We start from the raw sequence: 24408 nt of genomic DNA on the forward strand, positions 1-24408 counted from the left end.
CGGACATCCACTCCCGCGCCAGGCGGTGAGGCTCTGGCGCATTCCCCGGTCGGTCAGCGGCGGCGGAACCAGCCGCGCGATGATGAGCCGGATGATGGTTGTGAGGGAAGGGGATCCGGCAGAGCGACGGGATGCCAGCCCGCGGGCAGCGGCAATGACGCGTCGTCAGGCAGCCGGCGGATAGTCGGATCATACGAATCAAGCTCGTCCAGGTCGAAGCGAGCATTTCCGATTTTCCACTGAAGCGACTCACTCGCTGTGCCACCGAACTTGTAGGAACCGTCGCGCACGAACACGGCCCATGCGTCTTTGGTGGGCCCGAGCAACGTGGCGATCAGAGTGCCCGTGTCGGCCCGCCAGAGCCGTACGGTGCCGTCGTTCGATCCGGAGGCGATGACGGATCCGTCCGGGGAGAACCGCACGGACCATACCGTGCTGATGTGCCCCTGGAGGGTGTGCAGGGGCTCGCCGGTGGTGGTGTCCCACAGCCGCACCGTGCGGTCGCCGGCCGCGGCGGCGATGGTGGATCCGTCCGGGGAGAACGCCACCGACGACATCCAGCTTGTGCGGTTGCCGGTGAGGGTACGCAGACGTCGGCCGGTGGCGATGTCCCACAGGCGTACCGTGCAGTCGTTCGATCCAGAGGCGATGGTGGTTCTGTCGGGGGAGAACTCCACCGACCGTACCGGGCCAGTATGGCCGGTGAGTGGCGGCAGGGGGTCGCCGGTGGTGGTGTCCCACAGCCGCACCGTGTGGTCGCCGGCCGCGGTGGCAATGGTGGATCCGTCCGGGGAGAACGCCACCGACGACACCCACTGGGTGTGGTCGGCGAGGATGCGCTGTCGGCGGCCGGTACGGACATCCCACAGGCTGACCGGCCCATCCTGTGTTCCGGTAGCCAGGAGCGTGCCGTCCGGGGAGAAGGCCACCGCTGTTGCGTCCACAGTGTTTCTGGGCGAGGTCGTGGGAAGCGGGGCCAGGTGTGCGCGGTCACGACCGGCTACCGCGGCATCAGCCAGCTCGGGCCTGCTACCGAGGTGTTCGGGCTGTCCTCCGAGGACGGCCGTGCGGTGCCAGCGGCTGCCCGTTATGACCGCGGCGGTGAGATCCACCGCGGTCAGCCGCCCGTCGGACAGGTCCGCGTCGGTGAGGTCCGCGCCGCGTAGGTCTGAACGATCGATTCGAACGTGGTCGAACCGCGTTCCACGGAACGCGGCCCCATCGAGACGGGAGCCGCGGACTTCCGCTCGGGTCAGCCGCGCTCCGGAGAGGTCCGCGTGGGCGAGGGTGGCGTCCTCGATGGTGGTGCCGGTCAGGTTCGCCCCGCGCAGGTCGGCGCCGGTCAGGTCGGTGTGGGCGATCCGGGCGTCGGTCAGGTTCGCCCCGCGCAGGTCGGCGCCGGTCAGGTCGGTGTGGGCGATCCGGGCGTCGGTCAGGTTCGCCCCGTGCAGGTCGGCTTCCCGCAGGTCCGTCCGGTGGGAGAGGTCCTGACCGGCCAGGTCGGCGTTGGCGAGCTTTGCTCTGGTGCGTAGTTGGATGCCCAGCTGGCGGGCCACGCGTACCGCGTTCGCCTTCGCCTTGGCGGCGGCGTCCGGGTCGTCGACCACATCCTGGGCCCAGCTGCCGGCCCGGTCACGGCCGGTGAGGTCCGCGAAGAAGTCGGCCATCAGCTCCGACATCTCCCGGGCTCCCAGCAGCTCCTGCGCGCTGCCCGCGGCGAACTGGCTGGCGGTCTCGGCGGCGACCAGGTACTCCATCACCGAGGAGTGGATGAACGAGAACCGGCCGTCGGCGTCCCGCACGAGCAGGGTGCCCGAACCGATCATCTGGGTCAGCTCGTCACCGGTGAGTCTCGCCGGGTTGCTCATGCTCGCCAGCACCGCGGCGGCGGTGGCCGTCAGTTCTTCCACACCGATGTGATGTTCGGTGGTGCCCCAGAGGGTCAGCGCCAGGCGGGTGGCCGCGTCCAGCCGGTCCTTCCTGGACAGCGAGGGTGACGCTCCGCGTTGGCGGGCGCGTTGTTCCTCGTGGTCGAGCCAGGCGTCGACCAGCTCCCGGTACAGGTCGGCGGGGCGGATCGTTCCGTCGCCGCCGCGGGCCTGCCGCAGGCGCTCGTCGTCCAGAGCCGTGATGAAGGACAGCATCCGGGGATTGCGCGAGAGCCCCAGCAGGTCGCGGATGCCGCGGATCAGCGCCATCCGCTCCGTGGCCCGCCGCTCGGCCTGGGCTCGCCGTTCGGCCTGGGTCTGGCGGTGTGCCGGGTCGGTCGTGCGCACCGCCGGATCCCAGGTGTACCGCTGAAGCAGGAAGCTTGCGATCTGGGTGTCGGTGAAGTCCTCGATCCGGACGATGCGCCGGCCCGGGATCAGGTCGACCCGTTGGGCGAGGGCTTTGAACACCTGGTCGTCGGTGAGGAAGTACTGCGTGCGGCTGGTCAGCACGATCTTCGCCTTGTCGTGCACGGCAGCCAGCAACGTGCCGAGATGTTCGGCCGCACGGTCGTAGGTCACCCGCAGGGCCAGCTCGTCGAACCCGTCGAATAGCAGGACGACCCGGCCCGCGCGCAGCATGTAGCGAAACCCCTCCAGCTCGATGCGGGTCTGCCCGCTGTTCGCCAGATGGGCCGCCACCAGCGTGTCCAGGTCGTGCGACTTCTCCAGCCCGCGTAACTCGATCAGCATCGGGGTCACGTGCGGCAGTTCGGCGGGCAGCCGCCGGGCCAGTTCGCGCAGCAGGAAGGTCTTGCCCCGGCCGAAGTCACCGAGGATCAGTACGAACCGGGACTGGTCGGTGGTCAGCCAGCCCGCCACGTCCGCGAGCGCGTCCTGCGACAGCGGCCGGTCCGCCACGTCCAGGCGGGTGCCGCGCTGCGGCACGTACAGGGCCGGCGGGTAGATCTGATCGGACTCCAGCCTCCCGGTCTGCCGGTCGAGGTAGCCGCGCAGGTCCAGCACACCCTGGTACTCGGGCATGCTCAGCAGCCGCACACCCGTCCGTTCGGCCTGCGCGACCAGCTCGGGGTCGGCCTGGTCGTCCCCGCAGTAGACCAGGTCGCAGAACAGCGTCGGGCTCGCGGCAAGATAGCGTCGACGGATCGTCCGGACGAACTCCTCCACCGTGCCCGCGTTGGCGTTGCCGTCGATCAGGCCGATCACGCGCTGTTCCACCACCTGCCCTTCGGCGCGCCAGACCCGCAGGTGGGCGGCGATCTCCCCGGCGGCCTCCACCCGCTCGACCCTGGCGGTCGGGTGGCGCAGGCGGGCCACCTCGGCGGCGTCGTCCAACAGGTCCCGGGGGCGGTCACGGACCCGTGCGGGTGGCAGGGGCGCCCCGCCGAGGCCGGTCGGTCGGTGTGGCCACTGCCCGTTGTCACCGTCGTCATGGCCGTCACTGTTATCGCTGCCGTCGTGACCGGTGCCGTTTCGGGCCGGCGGCTGGGGAAACACGACGTATGCCGAGGCGAGATCGTGGGGCGTACGGACCGGCTGCTGCCTGCCGGCGGGGCTCCGGCCACCCGCGGGGTCCTGGCCAGGAGCGAACCGGGTGAACCCCGTCCGGTCGATCCGGATCACCTGGTAGGGCAGCCGACCGCCACCCTGTTCCAGCGGGAGCGCGGGCAGGCCTGAGGGGAGCGTGCGCGCCTGCCCGCCCCGTTCGTCCCCGCCCCGCCCGTGCAGAAGCAGGTTCAGGCGCGGGGCGAGAGCCCGGTCGAGCTCCTCGGTGTCCCGCAGTTCGCTGTTGTGCGGTGCCGCCGCGGCGACCGGGTCGTGGTGTACGGCGCCGATCCGCAACCAGCCCTCCCACGCGGGCTCAAGCAGGGCGTCGGCGACGCTGTCGAGCTGCCCGGTGCCCAGCCAGCCATGGCGCACCAGATGCGACTGGGCCATCGTCGAGTTCAGCCCCGCCACCACGACCTTCAGGTCGGGCATGGCGAAAAGCGACCATTCTTCGCCGACCTGGAAACCGACGTCCGCGTCCGGGCCGTAGAAACGGCGCAGCAGCCCGTTGAAGAATGTCCATTTCGGCCAGTACGGCGCGACCGGCTCCTCGTCCATGCCCTCCTGCTGGAGGAAGTAAGCTTCGCAGAGTTTCTCGTTGACGTCATGACTGCCCGGGATGACCGCGAACCGGTTGTGGTTGAGGCGTAGCCCGTCGGCGAGCCCGGCCAGGACATCGTACGCCTGCTCGAATTCGCGTTTCGCGCCCGTTTCGGTGATGTCGCCGGTGATGATGACGAGGTCCGGACGTAGCTCCTTGGTGCCGGTGCCGGTGCCGGCGAGCCTGCGCAGGTCGTCGGACAGCCAGGTGACCAGCTCCGCAGGCGTCCGACCGTCCGTGGGTGGTGCGGGTAGTCGCATTCCTGACAGGTGCAGCACGGTGACGGAATGTTCGTCGGTATCCCCCGAAAATCCTTTCGGGGAGTTTCCTGGAAAGGTCGGTGCGGTGCTGCCGCCGCCGGTGCCGGGAAAGGTGGGAGCGGTCGTGGGTTTTCCTCGTCCGGTGATGGACGCGGTGATTCCCCGGATCAGTTCATCGGTCGCGGTGTTCTCGTCCCTGCCGACCAGGTCGATATAGGTGCGTGAACGCAGAAGGCCGTCCGGCTGGCATTCGCCGACCCGTATCGGAATGATTCTGCGCGTAAACCCGTCCGGATCGTCCGGCCAGACCGCCAGCCATTCGGCGTTGCCGTACCGGGAATCGCGCAGGTACGTCTCCGACAGTACTGGCACCACCCGCGTGGACGCGGGCAGCGCGCGATGCATGCGGGTCGTCCAGTCCGATCCGGGTACGAGGTCCCACGCCTGTACGAACACCCGGGTAGGACGGTTGTTGATCTGGATTTTTTTCTCCAGATGCCAGGCGATCCACTCCGCCCATCTCCCGTCCACACCGGTGTAGCTGATGAAGAAGTCGAACCCGACATCGCCGCCACCGGCCGCATCATCCCCGTTGCTCACAGGTCGAGAATGCCACTGTGTGCCATGGATCGTGCCGTCCGGGTTGACTATGCCGCTCGGGTCGTGGGTTAAGGTCGGGTGGACGGCTGTCGTGCTCGGGGATGCGAGGGCAGCTGATGCGAGGGCGGCTACGGCGGGAGGGCTGCGCACACCGGCCCGGCGGGAGGCGGTGGTGGGCAGGGGAGCGCGGTGGGTGATTCCGCTGACTCTGGGCTGGGCCGAGGTGCCGTATTCGATGTCCGTGCACGGCGCTCCGGACGACGTCCGGTTGCGTGAACCCGTACCGGCGCTACTGGTCGAGGCGGACGGCGTCTGGTTGCTGATCGACACCGGCTTCAACCCCGCGTTCGTGCGTGACAAGGCACTGTGCCGCCGTTTCCACCACGACACCGGCGTGGCCGTGTGGCTCCCGGCCGGGGACGGCGGGCGATCCGCTGGAGGCCGAGCTCGAACGGGTCGGGCTCGTTCTCGAGCGAGTCGACGTGGTTGCGGTGTCCCACCTCCACAACGACCATGCTGGGGGACTGCGTCACTTCGCCGGGCGGACCACGCCAGTGCACATCCAGCGCCGCGAGCTCGACCACGGCCTCAGCACCCATCCGGCGGCTCTGGAGGCAGCCGGCATCATCCGCATGGACTTCGACCACCCCGCGATCACCTGGCAGGTGGCGGACGGCGACATCGAGATCGTGTCAGGGGTGACCGCGGTCCTCACCGCCGGGCACACCCCCGGTCATCAGAGTTTTGTCGTCGAGCTGGACCCCGCGGTGGGCGGTGGTGGGTACGTCTTCGCGTTCGATGCCGCGGACCCGCAGGAGAACATCGACCGTGAACGGCCTGTCGGGGGCACGATCGGCGTTCCGCCGGCAGCGACCGTTGAGCCGATCCGGCGGCTGAAGGCGATCGCGTCCGAACGCGGCCTGCGCCTGGTGCCCGGCCACGACCCTGTCGCCTGGCCTGCGCTGACCGCCGAACTCTCCGTGCCGACCGCCCGCGACCCCCTCGTCAACCGGCCTGACGGCGCTGTTCCACCGACGCTGCGCTGATCACGTTGATCGCGTTGGACTGACGGCGCGTTGGACTGACAGCTGGTCCGGTCAGGGATCCGCGGTGGGGCTGCCGGCAGCGTTCAGGGCGGCGTTCAGGAGGGCGTCCCGGTTGGTCAGGATGAACTCCCCGAGTTCCGGTGGCAGCAGCGTGAAACCGGCGAGGTCCTCGCCGCGCAGGTCGATGCGTTCGATCTCGTAGCCGCCCTTGGCCGGGTTGGTGAACTCCGAGCCGGTACGGGCGGCGAGATCCATGGTGACCAGCCGGCAGACGAAGAAGTGCTGGACGACGATGCCGGGCCGGCGGCCATCACGGTCGCTGCCCACCTTCGGCGCCCTCGGCGCGCTGGTGAGGAACACCTGCTGGACGCGGTCGACGGTGGCGCCGAGTTCCTCTGCCAGTTCGCGGTGCAGGGCCGCCTCGACCGAGGCGTCCTCGGCGTCGACCCCGCCACCGACCGTGGACCAGTAGGGCGCCACACCGGGCGGTGTCCGGCGGAACACGATCAGATGCCCGTCGTTGTCGATCAGGATCGCGCGGGCTGCCCGCCGTACGATTCGCACCGGTCCATCATCGCCTCCGCACCGGTGCCGCCGATATCCGGACGCTTCCCGGCCGTTCCGGGCACACGGTGGAGGGAGAAAACACGGCGAATGCGGACAGTGACGACGACGGCGTGTCCAGCTCCGCCCGGGGCCGGGGCTGTCGCGGTTCGGTCCCGCATCGATCTTCTGACCTGGCCGCGGCCGGCACGTGTCGCGATCATCTCGACCGTGCTCTGCCCCCTTACCGGAATGCGTGCAACCATGGGCAGGTGCCGGTCTATCGAGATGAAGGTGTCGTCCTGCGGACGACGCCGCTGGCCGAAGCCGACCGCATCATCACCGTTCTGACTCGGCGGACCGGGCGGATACGCGCGGTGGCCAAGGGGGTGCGTCGCACGTCGTCCCGCTTCGGCGCGCGGCTGGAGCCGGGTACCTATGTCGATCTCCAGCTCTACGAGGGGCGCTCTCTCGACACCGTCACCCAGGCCGACATACTCAGCCCGTATGGCGCGGTGATCGCGTCGGACTATCCCCGGCACACCGCGGCGGCGGTCATGTTGGAGACCGCCGAGCGGCTGACCAGCGAGGAACGCCAGCCGGCGATGCGGCTGTTCCTGCTCCTCGTCGGTGGCCTGCGCACGCTTGCCCAGGGTGAGCGGGCACCGTCCCTCGTCCTGGACGCGTTCCTGCTCCGGGCGTTGACCATCGCCGGTTACGGGATGGCTCTGGCGGACTGTGCCCACTGCGGTGACCCTGGACCCCACCACGCGTTCTCCGTCCCGGCGGGAGGCGTAGTGTGCCCGGAATGCCGACCGCATGGAGCGGTGTCGATGTCCCCGGCCGCTGTGAAGCTGCTGTCCGATCTGCTCACCGGGGACTGGGACCGCGCCGGGATAAGCGAGGCCCGTACCCGGCGCGAGGCCGGCGGATGCATTGCCGCCTACCTTCAGTGGCATCTCGAATACGGATTGCGCACATTGCCCCATCTGGAGCGGGTGTGAACAGGACCGGGCAGCGGGCCGCGGGCATTCTCGACACAGCCACCGTCGACAGGACCACTGACAGGGCCGTCAACAGGCTCATTCTCAGGGCCGCTCACAGGGGCCCTGACGGGGCTGACAGGACTGACGGGCCTGACAGGGTCGCCAAAGGCCGTCCAAGGTCGTCCAAGGCCTTCCAAGGCCGTCAACAAGCAGGAGGGGGGTCAAGCCGGTGAATCCGCGTAACGGGGGGGCTGGGCAGTTCCGGGCGCCTCACCCACATCCTTCCGGCGCATGCCCGCCGGAGATTCCTTCCGCGTTGATCCCACAACATGTCGCCATCGTCATGGATGGTAACGGTCGGTGGGCAAAAATGCGCGGCCTGCCGCGGACGAAGGGCCACGAAGCCGGTGAGGACGCTCTCTTCGACTGCGTGGAGGGGGCCATCGAACTCGGCGTCCGCTGGCTGTCGGTGTACGCCTTCTCCACCGAGAACTGGAAACGGTCACCGGACGAGGTCGCGTTCCTGATGCGTTTCACCGACGGGGTGTTCGGCCGGCGCATCGACGACATGGACACGCTCGGGGTCCGGGTCCGGTGGGCCGGTCGGCGTCCACGGCTGTGGAGCAACGTCATCCGGCGGCTGGAAACGGCCGAGGAACGCACCCGCGGGAACGATCGTCTCACCCTGGTGATGTGCGTCAACTACGGCGGGCGGGCCGAGCTCGCCGACGCCGCCGCCGCCATCGCCCGGGACGTCCGCGACGGCCGGCTGCGGCCGGAGCGCATCGACGAGAACACCCTCGCTCGGTATCTCGACGAGCCGGAGATGCCCGACGTCGATCTGCTGATCCGTACTTCCGGGGAACAGCGGCTGAGCAACTTCCTGCTCTGGCAGGCGGCCTACGCGGAGTTCGTGTTCGTCGAACGGCTGTGGCCGGACTTCGACCGGCGTGACCTGTGGGCGGCGTGCCTCGACTTCGCCAAGCGGGACCGCCGCTACGGTGGTGTCGTCGCCCATCCCTCCGGAGTCTGATCCGGGCCTGCCCGGCCGGCTGTGACCGGTCGCCGCCGCGGCCCGGCAGGAGCCCGGCAGGGCCGGCCGGACTGATAGAACCGTCCAGTGGTTGTCGTCACCCGGCTACGGGTCCCAGCGGAGGAGGCTGTCACCTTCCGTGAACGGGCAGAACGGACGCTGGCGGTTCTCGCCGCCGCGCGAGGCTACCGTTCGGCTCGGCTGGGGCGAGCCGTGGACGACCCGGAACTCTGGGTGATCGCATCCGAGTGGGACGGGGTGGGTGCCTGGCGCCGGGCCCTGGCGGCCTTCGACGTCCGGGTGGAGCTGACGCCGCTGATGGCCTATGCCGTCGACGAGCCGGGTGCGTTCGAGGTGCTGCTGGCGCATGACGCCGCCGGCGGCCCGGTTCGCCGTGGTGGCTCCGACCTGGCGGCGGACGCCGCCACCGCCGGGCCCGGTGACAGGCCGTCGGGATGACCAGCCCGCCGCGGGCGAGGCCGTACCTGCCCGATCATGATCACCGTTTGGCCCGTACGCTGGGTGCTCGACTTCCTCAACGGCACCTGATCCTCTTCAGCGGGCCGGCGGCCCTGCGCGTCGCTGGCGGCGCGCGGGGGAACACGATCGCGTCGCCGGCGGTCCGCTGGAACGTCAGCGGGCCCAGCCGCCCCGCGGCCGGCCGGTCCGCCAGGTTGTGCCAGGGGGCAGGTCGAGGACCCCGCCGCCCATGTCACCGACGACACCGGGCAGAAAGGAAGGGAGCGCCCGCGTGGCCAGTGCATCCGACCGCATGGACACCATCGTCAGTCTGTGCAAGCGCCGGGGGTTGGTCTTCCCCTCGAGCGAGATCTACGGTGGCCTGCGGGCCTCGTGGGACTACGGTCCGCTCGGGGTCGAGCTGAAGAACAACGTCAAGCGCGCCTGGTGGAAGGCCATGGTCCAGGGCCGGGAGGACGTCGTCGGCCTCGACTCGTGCGTGATCCTCGCCCGCGAGGTCTGGGAGACCAGCGGCCACGTGCAGGTCTTCGTCGACCCGCTGACCGAGTGCCTGTCCTGCCACAAGCGGTTCCGCGCCGACCATCTGGAGGAGGCGTTCGAGGCCAGGCGCGGCCGGCCGCCGACGGCGCTCACCGAGGTCGCCTGCCCGAACTGCGGGTCGCGTGGCACGTTCACCGAGCCGCGGATGTTCAACGGCCTGCTCAAGACCTACCTGGGCCCGGTCGAGGACGCCTCCGGCCTGGCCTACCTGCGTCCGGAGACGGCCCAGGGCATTTTCATCAACTACGCGAACGTCCAGGCGACGGCCCGGCGCAAGCCGCCGTTCGGAATCGGCCAGATCGGCAAGTCGTTCCGCAACGAGATCACCCCGGGTAACTTCATCTTCCGGACCCGTGAGTTCGAGCAGATGGAGATGGAGTTCTTCGTCCCGCCGGGCGAGGACGAGACCTGGCACCAGTACTGGATCGACGAACGGACGAAGTGGTATCACGACCTCGGCGTCCGCCCGGAGAACCTGCGTCATTTCGAGCATCCGAAGGAGAAGCTCTCCCACTACTCGAAACGGACCGTCGACATCGAGTACCGTTTCGACTTCGTCGGGCTGGAATGGGGCGAGCTGGAAGGCATCGCGAACCGGACGGACTACGACCTGTCCGTGCACGCGAAGGCGTCCGGCGCGGACCTGACCTATTTCGAGCAGGCCACCGGTACCCGGTACACCCCCTATGTCATCGAACCGGCGGCCGGGGTGGACCGTGCCACCCTGGTGTTCCTGCTGGACGCCTACGCGGAGGACACCGCGCCCAACACCAAGGGCGGGGTGGACCGCCGGGTGGTGCTCCGGCTGGACCGGCGGCTCGCGCCGGTGAAGGCCGCGGTGCTGCCGCTGTCGCGCAACGCCGACCTGTCACCGGTCGCCCGTGACCTGGCCGCGGCGCTGCGCCGGCACTGGAACGTCGACTTCGACGACGCCGGCGCGATCGGGCGTCGCTACCGCCGGCAGGACGAGATCGGCACGCCGTTCTGCCTCACGGTCGACTTCGACTCGTTGCAGGACCAGGCGGTCACCATCCGCGAGCGCGACACCATGGCGCAGGAACGCGTCGCCATGGACCAGGCGGTCTCCTACCTCAACGCCAAGCTCGGCCCCTGCTGACTCCTCCGGCCGGTCACCCGCCCGGGACCTTCCGGGGGAGTCAGGTCGGACGTGGTCGTGCCGGCGGGATGCTCATGCCGTCGGGCCCGGCGGATCCGGCAGGTCCGACGGATTCGGCGGGTCCGGCAGGGCGAGGTCGGTGGAGCCGAACCGGTCCGCGAGGAAGCGGCCGTGGGACAGCAGCCTGGCGGCGTCCCCGGCCGCCGCCGCCTCGGTGACGTCCCGTACGCCCCTCTCCAGCAGCTTCATCTGGTCGACGACGACCTGGCGCGGGGTACGTCCGTCGTCCAGTCGGTGCGTCTCGGCGTACCGGGGTGGCAGGCCGAGATACACCTCCAGCGCGGTCGGCAGGTAGTCGTCGATGGTCCGCACGATCACGAACGTCTCGGGCGAGCCCGCACGCAGCAGGTGGGGGCGGTCGAGCACCTCCCGCAGCGCGTCGACAACCCGCGCCGCGGCCGCGGTGACCTCGGCCGGCGCATGGGCGGCCAGAGCCAGTAGCTGCGCGTCGACGGCCCTGCGAAGCTCGGCGACGCGCAGCCGGGCTCCTGCCGGCGCCGCCGGACGGGAAGCCGGTGCCACCAGGGCGCCCACCGCGTACAGAGCGGCGACGACGAACGGCCACTCCGGCAGGCCGACCACGCCGGTGACGGTCAGTCCCAGTCCGCCGATCGCGGCGGTACAGCCGGCGATGTTCTTCAGCGATCCGAGCCAGGCCAGCACCTTCTCGCGGGGCCCGCCGGCCGGCGGTGGCGGTGGCGGCGGTGGATCAGGCCGCGGCAGCCGGATCGCCGTCACCGCCACCGCCGCCGACCAGCGGTCCGGCTCCCCACAGTGCCGCGTACGCCCTGGTCGCGTACACCGGAGCCGCGGTGGTCACTGATAGCCACGGATGTCCTTGAACACGTCCGTCAACGAGGATGTCCGCGCGTCGAACGTGGCGCCGCCGGTGTCGGTGGCGATCGAGCGCAGGTCGTCCGGGCGTGCCTCGCCGAAAATGACGCAGAACGTGCGGACGTCCCGAGCCTGTTGAGGAAGCCCCTGGTAGTCGGCGTGGAACTGCGCGGCTGACAGCCCGGTGTTGTTCTCGCCGTCCGTCATCAGGACGATCGATGTCAGGTAGCCGGGCTCGCGGGCGATCGTGTCGGAGGCGAGATGGTACGCGTCCGTGAGCGCGGAGTAGATGGCTGTTCCCCCCCTGTACCTGTAGGCCGTCGATGTACGAGCGGATCGCGGCCAGATCCGGTGAGGATGCCTGCGTGTCGGTCACGGTGAACTCGCGGGGTCTGCCGACCGAGCTGTTGAAGAGCAGCAGAGTGATCTTCTCCCGGCCACGGAACCGGGTGAAGCGGCCGGAGAGCGAGGTGTCGGTGCCGGTGAGTCCCGCCAGCGCTGATTTCAGGTCGGCCATGCGCTGGCCGGCCATGGAGCCGGACCCGTCCAGCACGAAGATCGCATGTGACGGCCGGCGGAAACGGTCGAAGTAGGAGCTCAGCAGCTCGTCGGCGACCGCCTGGGTGGCGGGAAAGGGCAGTTCGATCAGGCGGGTCGCGGGAAACCTCGGGTCGAGCGCCACACCCGGGACGGCTGGGCGGCGGTTCGTGTCGGTCTGCAGCCGCTGTTGAACCGCCGGGCTGCGCAGCCAGTTCACCACCCGGGTGTACTCGTCCCGCCGGGCCGGGTCGAGCAGAAGCACGGGGTAGTCGGCGGTGATGATGCCGTCCCTGGGATAGACGATGGTCAGCGGCTCGCGCAGCCGGCCGGAGCGTTGCAGGGACAACAGCACCGATTCGTAGTTGATCATTCCGTCGACGTTCTGCGGGCGGTTGACGAAGGTGTCGGCGAGCCAGCCCGAGCTGCCCGCGGTGAGCGTCTGCCCCGAGAAGAACGATGTCAGCGCGTCGCCGCGGATGTCGGAGGTCCGCAGCGCGTCCGATGTTCCGGCGAGCGCGGCCGCGACACCCACCAGGGCGCTGAACCCGGAGTTGGATGCCGCCGGGTTCGTCATGGCGTACGTCAGCTCACCTGAAGTGACCTTCGCGGCGATGTCCGACCAGGTGACGTTCGTGTTGTTCGTCCAGCCGAACTTCGTGGCGAGTGAGGCCCGGACGCCGAGGACCACCGGCGATCCCATGATCGGGGTACGGGCGGCGGCCGCTGTCGCACCACCGGGCAGCAGCCGCAGGTAACGGTCGGAGGAGAACCAGGCGGCGTCCGCTCCCGAGGAACGCCCGATGATTTTCTCGGCGCCGTCGAGCGTTCCGGTGTAGGTCAGCCGCACCGTGACCCCGGTGGCCGCACGCAGGTCGTCCAGCAGCGGTTCGATGTCGGCGACTTCCGAGCCGGCGAGTATCCGCAGCACGCCCGGTCTGCCCGGGCCGGGCCCCGGCGGCGGGTCGGAGTCGGAGCCGCAGGAGGCCACGGCGAACACGACTGCGCACACGGCGAGAAGCCCGAACGCGACCGTGCGCAGAGAGTGCCCGCGTCTGCCGCACGCGAGACCACGGCTGAAGGCGACGGTTCGAGTGGCCGAACCGGAGGGTGCGCCAAGCCGCGACGACGCGCTCACGTGCGGGGAACGGGGGTGCCGGGTCACCGCCCGCCGCCGGAGATCTCCAGCTCCCCGGCCGTGGCCGAAGCGGCCTCGGTGGGAGCGGTCGCGGCGGCCCGGTCCAGGTACGCGGTTGCCTTCCCCACCTCCTCGGACAGCGTCTCCACCGTGGTCCGCATGCTCTCCAGGGCGGCGCTGCGGTATCCGTCGATCGTGTCGATCGTGGCGTAGATGTTGGCGAACGCCTGCTGGAGGGCCTGCACCGACACGGTCGAGGACGCCGCCTGCTCATGGATCTGGCCGGTCTGCCGCCGCAGCAGCTCCGAGGTGCCGACGATGATGCGCTCGGTCGTCTCGTTCAACGCGGAGATCTGGTCGAGTACCAGCTTCTGGTTGGCCAGCGCCTGCGCGACGATCACCGCGGTGCGCAGCGCCGCGACGGTCGTCGTGCTCGCCCGGTCCACACCCTTGATCAGTTCGAGGTTGTTGCGCCGGACCATCTCCAGCGCGAGGTAGCCCTGCGCGCTGACCGCGAGCTGGGTGAGCAGGTCCTGGTGCTTCTGCCGCACGTAGAACAGGACGTCCTCGCGCAGCGCCCGAGCCCGCTCCGGGTCGCTGACGCCGATCCGGTCGATCCGGGTGACAAGTTCGGCGTCGAGGTTCGCGGCCAGTTGGATGTACTCACGCAGCTTGCCCATAGTGGTCCACAGATTGTGTTTTTCCTGCTCGATCGCGGCGTTGTCCCGCCGCAGCTCCTCCTGCCCGTTCTGCAGCGCCTGCAGAATCGCGTCCAGATGTGCCTGTGACGACCGGTAGGAGGCGAAGTAGTCCCGCAGCCGGTTCCCGAACGGGATCACGCCGAGCAGCTTTTTCGGGCCCAGCAGGTTCGCCTTGGACGGATCGAGGTCGCCGACCACTCTGCGCAGCTCCACCAGGGAGGTCGACACCGACGAGGTCGCGTCGAGCGCGCCGGAGTTCATCGCCCGTGCCGGCTTGTCCAGCAGCCGGTTGGAGACCGAGGCGGACGCGCGGATCTCCTTCTCGCCCATCCGGTGCACCGCGGCGACCTTGGTGGTGAAGGCAGGGGAGGCCGGGTCGATGCCGATCAGGGCGTCGGCGAAGGCCACCGCCTGGTCGGCCAGGCGCGCGGCTGCCTGAGGACTGATCGGGACGGCGGGCCCGGCCTGCTCGGGGGCTACCGGCGCGACGGCCGCGGGCGGCACCAGGACCAGCTGTGCGCCGGTGTCGTCGGTGGCAGGCTCATCAACCCGGCCCCTTCGTGTACTGCGCCTCGATCCGACGGATCATCTGTTCGGATATCTCCGCGCTCGGTGGTTCGATGACGTTGACCAGTTGCGGTACGGGGCCGCTTCCGCGTTCGGCGGCGTACTGCCGGCCGTAACCGGCGTCCGCGGTGCGGAATCCGTGTCGCACGGCGAGCCGCTGCAGTTCCGGGTCGGTCGTGAGCAGGCGCCCGACCGTGTCTCCGGCGGAGGTGAGCGGCACAACGGTGTGTTTGGCGTAGATGGTCGGACTCGGATACATCAGCACCATGTCGTTGGTCAGCGAACCGTCCCGGGCGAGCGCGTGGGCCCGGAACTGGGCCTCGTAGACCATGACCATCGGCGTTTTCCCGATGCCGATGGTCAGGAAGTCGTCGAACGGCTCCTGGGACGACGCGTCCAGATAGCCCTGTTTGAGGAAGAGGGGCGCGAGCCGGTCCGTGATCCGTTCGGCCGCTCCGGGATCGGTGACCACGTTTCCGCCATTGCTCACGTAGGAGGCGATCGCCAGATAGAGGGCGGCCGAGTTCGACGTCCGCACGTCGGTCGAGCTGATGAGGAGGGACTTGTCGGTCCGGTAGACGTTGTTCCCGGGTAGCTGCGACCATCGGGTGTCCGCCGCCACCAGGTCGAGATACCTGCGCATGTCGAACAGGTAGTGGTCACCTTCTCGGCTGCTGACGCCCGCCGCGGTCAGCAGTTCCGCGATCGGTGCGAAGGTGGCTATCGCCATGGGCGTGAAGAAGGGCATGTAGGAGGCGCTGATCCCGCGATCGCGCCTGATGTGGTCGGCCTGTGGAGCGTCGGCCGGGAAGGCCAGGTCGAAGCCGGTCAGGTCGCGGGTGGTGGCGATCTCACGCGATCCGGCAGAGGTGATCTCAAGCCGGTAGCCGGCACGGTCGAGGGCGGCGACCACGTCCGGATCGGAGAAGAAGGGCTGTTTCTCCGACGAGACCAGCGCCCGGACCGTGGTCCTGTTCCCGTGCGGAGCGGGCCGGGTTCGCGGGATGATGATCACAGCGAGGACGCCGATGGTGAGCAGTCCGGCAAGCGCGAGTCCGAGAACGCGGTGGCCTCGCACGGCGTCCTCCCCCTCCTTCGACGCTGTTGGTCCGGGCAGTGTTGGTACGCATCATGGCTGGTACGCATCATGGTCTGTCCGCCGTGACCGGCAGGCTCCTGGCCGGCAGGGTTTGGAATATGTACGAATTTTGTTCACCTTTCGGACATGGACAGAATTTCTCCTGTTTATCCGGTTGGGACGCGTCCGTCGTGAACGAATAATGATCGGGTAGTTTTCCGGCAGGGCTGCGGGGAATCGTGACGGACGACCAGTGAACGCTCCGGATATTTCCCGGCGCGGCCGGGAGCCACCTGCGCGTGGCGCGTGGGACAGCTGGTTCCCAAAACATGTTTCAGGACGATCTGTGACGGTAGGCTGCTGGCCATCAGGGGCCAATCCGACGGACTGCCGGGCGACTTCTCGGGAGGAGGAGCCGCGGATCTGTCCGTATGACCTGCGCGAGCCGGGGTGACGTGGCATGGTCGAATCGGCGGTGGTTCGCGGGAGGCGGGACACGAGGGGGCGGCCATGACCACCTATGTGTACGACTTCCATCAGGGGAACAAGGATCTCAGGGACCTTCTCGGCGGTAAGGGCGCCAATCTCGCCGAGATGACGAACATGGGACTTCCCGTCCCGCCCGGTTTCACGATCACCACCGTCGCCTGTCGTGAGTATCTTGCGCACGGCCGGGTGCCGGCGGCGCTGCGCGACGAGGTCGACGAGCATCTGCGCGCGCTCGAACAGGCAATGGGCCGGCGGCTGGGTGACCCGGACGACCCGTTGCTCGTTTCGGTGCGTTCGGGCGCGAAGTTCTCCATGCCGGGCATGATGGACACCGTCCTGAACATCGGCCTGTCGGACGCGTCGGTACCCGGCCTGGCCAGGCAGTCCGGCTCGCCGCGCTTCGCCTGGGACTCCTACCGGCGCCTGCTGGCCATGTTCGGCAGGACTGTGCTCGAGGTGCCCGACGAGCTGTTCGACGACGCTCTGGAGGCGGTGAAGAAGGCCCGCGGAGCAAACAGCGACCTGGAACTCGACGAGACCGACCTGCGCGGGCTGGCGGAGACGTTCAGGACGATCGTCCGCGACCGGACCGGCCGGGACTTCCCGCAGGACCCCCGGGAGCAGTTGGACCTGGCGATCCGGGCGGTGTTCGACTCCTGGAACGGTGAACGCGCCCGCCTCTACCGCCGGCAGGAACGCATTCCCGCGGATCTCGGTACCGCGGTCAACGTGGTCGCGATGGTGTTCGGCAACCTGGGTATGGACTCGGGCACCGGCGTGGCGTTCACCCGCGATCCGGGCAACGGCGACCAGGGCGTTTACGGCGACTATCTGCAGAACGCCCAGGGGGAGGACGTTGTCGCGGGCATCCGGAACACCCTGCCGCTCACGGCGCTGGCGTCCATCGACCGGCCCGCCTACGACCAGTTGTTGTCCGTCATGGCGACCCTTGAACGGCATTACCGCGACCTGTGCGACATCGAGTTCACCATCGAGCGCAACAAACTGTGGATGCTGCAGACGCGGGTCGGGAAACGCACCGCCGCCGCGGCCTTCCGGATCGCCGTCCAGCTCGTCGACGAGGGCCTGATCACCATGGACGAGGCGCTGGCCCGGGTCACCGGCGCCCAGCTCGCCCAGCTGATGTTCCCCCGGTTCGCCGCGGACGGGCAGGCCCGGCAGATCGCCCGGGGGATGAACGCGTCCCCCGGCGCCGCCGTCGGGCAGGCCGTCTTCGACTCGCGGCGGGCGGTTCAGCTCGCCGCCGCCGGTGTCCCGGTCATCCTGGTCCGCCGGGAGACCAACCCCGACGACATCGACGGCATGATCGCCGCACAGGGTATTCTGACCTCCCGCGGCGGGAAGACCTCCCATGCCGCGGTGGTCGCCCGCGGCATGGGCCGGACCTGCGTGTGCGGCGCCGAGGAGATCGACGTCGACACCCACCGGCGGCAGGCGGCCGTGCCGGGCGGCCTCGTCGTCCACGAGGGGGACGTGCTCTCGATCGACGGCTCGTCCGGCGTGGTCTACCTCGGCGAGGTGCCGGTGGTGCCCTCGCCGGTCGTCGAGTACTTCGAGGGGAAGCTGCGCGCGGACGGCTCCGACCCGCTGGTCGACGCCGTCCACCGGATCATGACCCACGCGGACGCCGCCGCCCGGCTCGGAGTGCGCGCCAATGCCGACACCGCGCAGGATGCCGAGCGTGCCCGCCAGTTCGGGGCCGTCGGTATCGGGCTGTGCCGGACCGAGCACATGTTCCTCGGCGAGCGCCGGAAGCTGGTCGAACGGCTCATCCTCGCCGACGGTGACGAGGAGGCCGATGCCGCGCTGGCCGCGCTGCTGCCGTTGCAGCGCGACGACTTCGTCGAGATCCTCGCGGCGATGGACGGCCTGCCCGTGACGATCCGGCTGCTCGACCCGCCGCTGCACGAGTTCCTGCCCGACCTCACCGAGTTGTCGGTGCGGGTGGGCGTTGCCGCCGCGACCGGCGAGGCCGGCGTGGACGGTGAGGTCGTGCTGCTGGAGGCGGTCCGCCGGCTGCACGAGGAGAACCCGATGCTCGGGCTGCGCGGGGTGCGTCTCGGGCTGCTCATCCCGGGGCTGGTCGCCCTGCAGGTGCGGGCGATCGCCGAGGCCGCGGTCATCCGCCGCCGGCGGGGCGGGGACCCGCGTCCGGAGATCATGGTTCCGCTGGTGGGCGCGGTCCAGGAGCTGGAGGTCGTCCGCGAGCAGGCCGAGCGGGTGCTGGCCGAGGTCGCCGCCGAGAGCGGGATCGATGTGCCCGCGCTGATCGGTACGATGATCGAGGTGCCGAGGGCGGCGCTGACCGCCGGCCAGATCGCCGGAGCGGCACAGTTCTTCTCGTTCGGGACGAACGACCTGACCCAGATGAGCTGGGGTTTCTCCCGTGACGACGTGGAGTCGTCGTTCTTCTCCCGCTACCTCGAGCTGGGCATCTTCGGCGTGTCCCCGTTCGAGTCGCTGGACCGGGACGGGGTCGGCCGGCTGGTGCGGCTCGCGGCCGAGGAGGGGCGGGCGGCCCGGCCGGAGCTCAAGCTCAGTGTCTGCGGGGAGCACGGCGGCGACCCGGACTCCGTGCACTTCTTCCACCGGATCGGGCTCGACTATGTGTCGTGCTCGCCGTTTCGCCTGCCGGTCGCCCGGCTGGAGGCCGGCCGGGCCGCAGTCCTCGCGGCTGACCAACCATCGGACACGGCCTGACCGAGCCCGGCGGGCGCCCGGGTGGCCGGTTGGCCGGCCGGTGTGCCCACTGTGCGGTGGAGCACCTGCCATCCCGCGCCGATTTGGGCATACCGTGACTGCCTGTGGTTACTATCCCGCGGCCGTGGACAGCGCGGTGGCTGCACGCGCGCTGGTGGGTGTGGCTACTGAGGGTGGTTGCGATCCTCGTCCTGGCCGGCGTGATGATCAGCGTTTTCGCGATGATCCAGATATGGGTGGTGGGGCGTTCGGACGACCAGCGCCGGTCGGACGTCCTGATCGTGCTCGGCGCCTCCCAGTTCAACGGCCGCCCGTCCGCGGTGTTCGCGGCCCGGCTCGACCATGCGCTGGCCCTCTACCGCGCCGGTGTAGCACCCCGGATCGTGACGGTCGGCGGCTCCCAGGTCGGTGACGTCTACACCGAGGCGCGGGCCGCGGCGAACTACCTGGTCTCCCGTGGCGTCCCGGCCAGTGCCGTGGTTGTGGTGGGCGAGGGCAGGGACACGCTGGGGTCGTTGCGGGCGGTGGCAAGGATCATGGCGGTGAACCGCTGGCGGTCCGCGGTGGTCGTGACCGATCCGTGGCATTCGCTGCGCTCGCGGACCATCGCTCGTGATCTTGATATCGACGCGGTCACCTCGCCGGCTACCACCGGCCCGACTACCCGCGGTATTGCCACCACACTGCGTTACATCCTTCGGGAAGGTGCCGCGTACCGCTTCTACCAGCTCTTTCACCGGGCGACCCCGGTCGGCGCCGCCCCCGGCGCGCTCTGACCCGCCGACTGACTTCCGCGGCCCGGCCGCGCGGGAGCGGGCACCGCGGGCCGCGGCAGGGAAACACGCCCACCGGTACCGTTCGGGACGGTGGAACCCGGGGTAGAGCCCACATGGCCGCTCGCGTGGGCGGTGCCTGTGCGTATCCGCTGGATCGTCTCCGGTAACGCCACCGGCTGCCTTCCGGCACCGCCCAGGCACGGATACGCAGGCGTACAGGAGGCTGGTGTGGCAACTCCCGTGTCCGAGATCGCGATCGACCCGACCGACCTCGACCAGATCCGCGAGCTGGCGCGGCAGTTGCGGGTGGACTCGATCCGGGCGACGACGTCCGCCGGGTCGGGCCATCCGACATCGTCGATGTCGGCCGCGGACGTACTGGCGGTGCTGGTCGGGCGGCACCTGCGCTACGACTGGGACAGGCCGGACGACCCGGCCAACGATCATCTGATCTTTTCCAAGGGGCATGCGTCCCCGCTGCTGTACGCGGTGTTCAAGGCCGTCGGTGTGGTGTCCGACCACGAGCTGATGACCGGTTACCGCCGTTACGGCCAGCGCCTGCAGGGGCATCCGACGCCGGTCCTGCCCTGGGTCGACGTGGCCACCGGCTCGCTCGGGCAGGGGCTGCCCGACGCGGTCGGGGTGGCGCTCGCCGGCCGTTTCCTCGACCGGCTTCCCTACCGGGTGTGGGTGCTGTGCGGGGACAGCGAGATGACCGAGGGCTCCGTCTGGGAGGCGCTGGACAAGGCGTCCTACTACCAGCTGTCGAACCTGACGGCGATCGTGGACGTCAACCGGCTCGGCCAGCGCGGCCCGACCGAGCTCGGCTGGGACCTTGACACCTACGCCCGCCGGGTCGAGGCGTTCGGCTGCCGGGCGCTCGCGGTCGACGGGCATGACGTCGCCGCGCTCGACGAGGTCCTGACCGAGGCGTCCGGCTCCGACCGGCCGGTGGTCGTGCTCGCCCGCACCCGCAAGGGCGAGGGCTTCTCCGGGACGGCCGACGCCGAGGGATGGCACGGCAGGCCGTTGCCGGCCGACCTGGCCGAACGCGCGATCGCCGAGCTCGGGGGCGAGCGTCACCTGCGCGTGCGCGGCCCGCTGCCGCCGCCGGATGCCGGCCGCCGGCCGGCATCCGTGCCGCCGGCCGAGGTGCGCCTGCCGACCTACCCTCTCGGCACCCGGGTCGCCACCCGCAGGGCGTACGGGCAGGCGCTCACCGCCCTCGGCGCCCGCCCGGAAGTGGTGGCCCTGGACGCCGAGGTCGGCAACTCCACCTACACCGAGGACTTCGCGTCGGCCCACCCGGACCGTTTCTTCGAAATCTTCATCGCGGAGCAGCAGCTCGTCGCCGCAGCGGTCGGGCTGTCGGCGCGCGGGTATGTCCCGTTCGCGTCCACCTTCGCCACGTTCTTCTCACGGGCCTACGACTTCATCCGGATGGCCGGGATCTCGGCGGCGAACATCCGCCTGTCGGGATCGCACGCCGGCGTCGAGATCGGCCCGGACGGCCCGTCCCAGATGGGGCTGGAGGATCTGGCGATGATGCGGGCGGTGCACGGCTCGCGCGTCCTCTACCCCAGCGACGCGGCCAGCGCGGCCAGGCTCGTCGAACTCATGGCCGAGCTGGACGGGGTCAGCTACCTGCGCACGACCCGGGGCGCCTACCCGGTGATCTACGGGCCGGGGGAGTCCTTCACCGCCGGTGGCTCCAAGGTGCCGCGTCGGTCGGACGCCGACGTGATCACCCTGATCGGCGCCGGTGTCACCCTGCACCACTGCCTGGCGGCGGCGGACGCGCTCGCGGCCGAGGGCGTCCCGGCCCGGGTGATCGATCTCTACTCGGTCAAGCCGGTGGACGTCGCCACCCTGACGGAGGCGGCGCGGGCGACCGGCGGCCGTCTCGTCGTGGCCGAGGACCACTACCCCGAGGGCGGCCTGGGCAGCGCCGTTCTGGAGGCGACGGCCGCGGCCGGCGTACCGGTGCGCCTCGCCCATCTCGCCGTGCGCGAACTGCCCGGCTCGGGCACCCCGGCCGAGCTGCTCGCCGCGGCGGGCATCGACGCGGACCACATCGCGGCGGCGGCCCGGACCCTGCTGCGCTGACGGGCCCACCAGCGGTGCGACAGGGCCCGGACGGGCAGATCTTCTCGCTCGTCATGGTCGGGCGTGGAAAAGATTCCCGCCCGAGGAACGCGGCACGGGCAGCCGTCCTGGCATGGCGGCGTCGGGACAGGTCAGGAGCCGCCGTCGTACGGACGGGGCGTCCAGGTGAGGTCAGTCGTCCGAACCGCTGGGCGCCGGCGCACCTCCGAACATCATGTCGCACATCGTCAGGTAGAGCCGGTCCGGGCGGGGCAAGAACTGGATCTTCGACAGGGCCTGGTCCTGCCCGGCGGATTCGACGATGAACTCGCCGTATCCGAGAAGTCGGCCCATCGGGTCCCGGTTGTAGGTGAGGTCTGTCACTTTTTCCAATGGCATGGTCTGTACCTTGCGGAAAAAGATCCCGGACACCTTCAGCAGACGCTTGTCCGTGACCATCAGGTGCTCGAAGTGCCAGTCGGCGACTTTCCACAGCATCCTGAGGATCATGAAGAGCGCGAACCACCAGGGCAGCGCCAAAACGTACCCGCTGGCGTCCAGGCCGTTCAGCAGAATCACGAGCAGGATCACGCCGATGACGGACGCCAGGGTCTGTAGAAAGATGGTGAGCAGGATCGCCCAGTGCATCCGGACCTTCACGACCAGCCGTTCCCGGGTGGCGAGGTACTTGTCGTCCCTGGCGGTGGGGTCAGGGATCCGGATTCTCACCATGGCCATCGTCTCCCGGATCGGGTTGCTGGCTCACCTTAGCTTCACAGAACGGCGTCGGTGACGAAGTCTGACAAACTGTTACCAACAGACTCCAGTCCGTCGATGGCCCGCTCGATAATGCTGGCGGCGCTCGCGGGAAAGCTCACGACGAAGAAAATGACGAACGCGATGAGACCGTATCTGACGATCTTGTCCACGGCGGGCCTCCGGGCCGAAGTTGGGCGGGCTGACCACAAAGTATCGCCGCTTCGCACCTCGGACGTACGGAAATCGCGCCTATACGCTCGGGCTTGTGGCCAAGAGGTGGTACGCCGCGTCCGACGTGGTCCGTTGGGGCGAGGAGCGACAGAAGAGTACACCGGACGATCGGACCTGGTTCGAGCGGGACCGCGCGCGTGTCCTACATTCCAGCGCCTTACGCAGGCTGGCCGGCAAGACCCAGGTGGTGGGCCCGCTCGACGACGACTTCCCGCGCACCCGCCTGACCCATTCCCTGGAGACCGCTCAGGTCGGCCGGGGCCTGGCCCGCTCGCTGGGCGCCGACCCGGACCTGGTCGACGCGGCCTGTCTCGCCCACGACATCGGCCACCCCCCCTTCGGCCACAACGGCGAGGCCGCGCTGGACGCGGCCGCCGGGGAGTGCGGGGGGTTCGAGGGCAACGCGCAGAGCCTGCGGGAGCTGACCCGGTTGGAGGTCAAGGTCGTCGACGTCCGCGGGCGGGACGCCGGCCTGAACCTCACCCGGGCGACGCTGGACGCGTCCCTGAAGTATCCGTGGGCACGGCGGCCCGACACGCCGAAGTTCGGTGTGTACGCCGACGATCTGCCGATCTTCGACTGGGTCCGCGACGGCGCGCCGGCCGGCCGGCGCTGCATGGAGGCCCAGATCATGGACTGGGCCGACGACGTGGCCTACAGCGTCCACGATCTGGAGGACGGGGTGGTCGCCGGCCTGATCGACCTGGGCCGGCTGGAGGATCCGGGACGGCGGGCCGAACCGGTCGCCTCGACCGCGACGCGCTACCCGGTGGCGCCGGCGGCGGCGGTGGGCGAGGCGCTGGACCGGCTGCGCCGACAGCCGTGGTGGGTGACCGGGCCGGCCACCACGCCGGACGCGTTGCGCGCGGTCCGGACGATGACCAGCGAGCTGATCGCGCGCCTGTGCGTGGCTGCGGTCCGCGCCACCCGGGAGGCGCACGGCGACCTGCCGCTGTGCCGTTACCACGCCGACCTGGTCGTGCCCGCCCCGACCGTCGCCGAGTGCGCGCTGCTCAAGGGGGTGACCGCCTCCTTCGTCATGGACCGCCGGGACGCGCACGAGCGCCAACGGCGCCAGCGGGAGGTCATCGCGGAGCTTGTCGCGCTGCTGCTCGCGCGCGCGCCGGAGGCGCTCGACCCGCTGCTGCGGCCGGCCTGGGCCGCCGCCCGTGACGACGCGGCGAGGCTACGGGTGGTCGTCGACCAGATCGCCCGGCTCACCGACGCCAGCGCGGGCCGTCGCCACGCACAACTGACCGGCCGGCGCTGGCCGGCGGTTCTGTGACGGCGTCCCCGCCCTGGAAGCAGTGCTCTCACGGACTGTCTCCCGCGGACTGTTTCGTGTGGACGGCCCGTGTGGACGGCCCCGCCCCGGCGGTGGCCGCCCGGCCCGTGGATCGCGTGGCCGGTCACGCTCCGCGCGGACGGCTCCGGGACCGGCTGTGACCCCCTGCCGCCGGCCGCGTGACGGTGCCGCGGTGCCCGGCGGCACCGGGCGCCGACCGGCGCGTCGCCGACCCGTTGGGAGCGTCCGGGACACGGCGTGTCACATGCTGCGGTCGTAAGATCGGCACTGCGGTCCAGATGACAAGTAACATCGGGGAAGAATGCGGGTCTGCGGGGGCCCGGACAGTCTTCCGGAGGGCTGCCTTCCGGAGGGCTGACAGCCGGTGGTGACACCCGGTGGTGACACGAGGTGCGCGCCGGACGGCCTCCGTGACACCAGCCC

The 24408-nt window shown here is 70.0% G+C and carries 17 protein-coding genes; 9 read left to right on the forward strand and 8 right to left on the reverse strand.

Translation table 11 applies throughout. From position 1 onward, the window contains the following. Positions 1–53: 53 nt before the first annotated feature. Positions 54–4958 (reverse strand): pentapeptide repeat-containing protein, encoded by a 4905-nt coding sequence (locus tag FSYMDG_RS28135; RefSeq protein WP_050803401.1) that lies wholly within the window; start codon positions 4956–4958, stop codon positions 54–56. A gap of 353 nt (positions 4959–5311) precedes the next feature. On the opposite strand from FSYMDG_RS28135, the gene FSYMDG_RS07940 reads away from it, so the two are divergent. Beyond that, positions 5312–6004, forward strand: coding sequence for an N-acyl homoserine lactonase family protein (locus FSYMDG_RS07940; protein WP_202797684.1), 693 nt, complete (start codon positions 5312–5314; stop codon positions 6002–6004). Between the two features lie 51 nt (positions 6005–6055). On the opposite strand, the gene FSYMDG_RS07945 is transcribed toward FSYMDG_RS07940, so the two are convergent. Then, a complete protein-coding gene (locus FSYMDG_RS07945) occupies positions 6056–6568 on the reverse strand; it encodes an NUDIX domain-containing protein (RefSeq protein ID WP_013873046.1) in 513 nt (170 codons plus the stop codon). A 251-nt stretch (positions 6569–6819) separates the two neighbouring features. Here FSYMDG_RS07945 and recO point away from each other — a divergent pair, with 251 nt between their 5' ends. From recO to FSYMDG_RS07965, 4 genes are all read left to right on the forward strand, one after another. After that, entirely contained in the window at positions 6820–7551 is a 732-nt protein-coding gene (recO, locus tag FSYMDG_RS07950; protein ID WP_013873047.1) for a DNA repair protein RecO, read from the forward strand. Between the two features lie 211 nt (positions 7552–7762). Further along, entirely contained in the window at positions 7763–8566 is an 804-nt protein-coding gene (locus FSYMDG_RS07955) for an isoprenyl transferase (RefSeq protein WP_013873048.1), read from the forward strand. Between the two features lie 87 nt (positions 8567–8653). Continuing rightward, positions 8654–9025 carry an antibiotic biosynthesis monooxygenase family protein gene (locus FSYMDG_RS07960; protein WP_013873049.1) on the forward strand — a complete coding sequence of 124 codons (372 nt, stop codon included), beginning with the start codon at positions 8654–8656 and terminating at the stop codon, positions 9023–9025. Between the two features lie 250 nt (positions 9026–9275). Continuing rightward, positions 9276–10703 (forward strand): glycine--tRNA ligase, encoded by a 1428-nt coding sequence (locus FSYMDG_RS07965; protein WP_431307080.1) that lies wholly within the window; start codon positions 9276–9278, stop codon positions 10701–10703. A 72-nt stretch (positions 10704–10775) separates the two neighbouring features. Here the strand turns inward: FSYMDG_RS07965 and FSYMDG_RS22905 are convergent, their stop codons facing one another. The 4 genes from FSYMDG_RS22905 to FSYMDG_RS07985 all read right to left on the reverse strand — a co-directional run bounded on the left by FSYMDG_RS22905 (position 10776) and on the right by FSYMDG_RS07985 (position 15618). Further along, positions 10776–11501, reverse strand: coding sequence for a hypothetical protein (locus tag FSYMDG_RS22905; protein WP_013873051.1), 726 nt, complete (start codon positions 11499–11501; stop codon positions 10776–10778). After that, positions 11473–13134, reverse strand: a complete 1662-nt coding sequence (locus tag FSYMDG_RS30025; protein ID WP_432763261.1) for a substrate-binding domain-containing protein — start codon at positions 13132–13134, stop codon at positions 11473–11475. Before FSYMDG_RS30025 ends, FSYMDG_RS22905 begins: the two co-directional genes overlap by 29 nt. A gap of 161 nt (positions 13135–13295) precedes the next feature. Then, a complete protein-coding gene (locus FSYMDG_RS07980) occupies positions 13296–14477 on the reverse strand; it encodes a toxic anion resistance protein (protein ID WP_013873053.1) in 1182 nt (393 codons plus the stop codon). Between the two features lie 40 nt (positions 14478–14517). After that, complete coding sequence (locus tag FSYMDG_RS07985; RefSeq protein ID WP_013873054.1) at positions 14518–15618, reverse strand: hypothetical protein; 1101 nt, start codon at positions 15616–15618, stop codon at positions 14518–14520. Positions 15619–16128: 510 nt separating this feature from the next. Between FSYMDG_RS07985 and ppdK the strand changes: the two genes are divergently transcribed. The 3 genes from ppdK (at position 16129) to FSYMDG_RS08000 (ending at position 21710) form a co-directional block, all read left to right on the forward strand. Then, complete coding sequence (gene ppdK, locus FSYMDG_RS07990; RefSeq protein ID WP_013873055.1) at positions 16129–18828, forward strand: pyruvate, phosphate dikinase; 2700 nt, start codon at positions 16129–16131, stop codon at positions 18826–18828. Between the two features lie 104 nt (positions 18829–18932). After that, on the forward strand, positions 18933–19604 hold the full coding sequence (locus tag FSYMDG_RS07995) for a YdcF family protein (protein WP_013873056.1): 672 nt from the start codon (positions 18933–18935) through the stop codon (positions 19602–19604). 228 nt (positions 19605–19832) lie between these two features. Then, complete coding sequence (locus tag FSYMDG_RS08000; protein WP_013873057.1) at positions 19833–21710, forward strand: transketolase; 1878 nt, start codon at positions 19833–19835, stop codon at positions 21708–21710. Between the two features lie 171 nt (positions 21711–21881). Here the strand turns inward: FSYMDG_RS08000 and FSYMDG_RS08005 are convergent, their stop codons facing one another. Next, entirely contained in the window at positions 21882–22421 is a 540-nt protein-coding gene (locus FSYMDG_RS08005) for a PH domain-containing protein (RefSeq protein ID WP_013873058.1), read from the reverse strand. Positions 22422–22462: 41 nt separating this feature from the next. Next, complete coding sequence (locus FSYMDG_RS26780) at positions 22463–22618, reverse strand: hypothetical protein (protein ID WP_013873059.1); 156 nt, start codon at positions 22616–22618, stop codon at positions 22463–22465. A gap of 95 nt (positions 22619–22713) precedes the next feature. Between FSYMDG_RS26780 and FSYMDG_RS08010 the strand changes: the two genes are divergently transcribed. Continuing rightward, positions 22714–23964 (forward strand): deoxyguanosinetriphosphate triphosphohydrolase, encoded by a 1251-nt coding sequence (locus FSYMDG_RS08010; RefSeq protein WP_043603239.1) that lies wholly within the window; start codon positions 22714–22716, stop codon positions 23962–23964. Positions 23965–24408: the final 444 nt, after the last annotated feature.

The organism is Candidatus Protofrankia datiscae (assembly GCF_000177615.2).
Taxonomy (GTDB): Bacteria; Actinomycetota; Actinomycetes; order Frankiales; family Frankiaceae; genus Protofrankia; species Protofrankia coriariae.

Coding starts and splice junctions, on each gene's coding strand:
- FSYMDG_RS07965 (WP_431307080.1), top strand. CDS start 9,276: ATGTCACCGACGACACCGGGCAGAAAGGAAGGGAGCGCCCGCGTGGCC.
- ppdK (WP_013873055.1), top strand. CDS start 16,129: ATGACCACCTATGTGTACGACTTCCATCAGGGGAACAAGGATCTCAGG.
- FSYMDG_RS08005 (WP_013873058.1), bottom strand. CDS start 22,421: ATGGTGAGAATCCGGATCCCTGACCCCACCGCCAGGGACGACAAGTAC.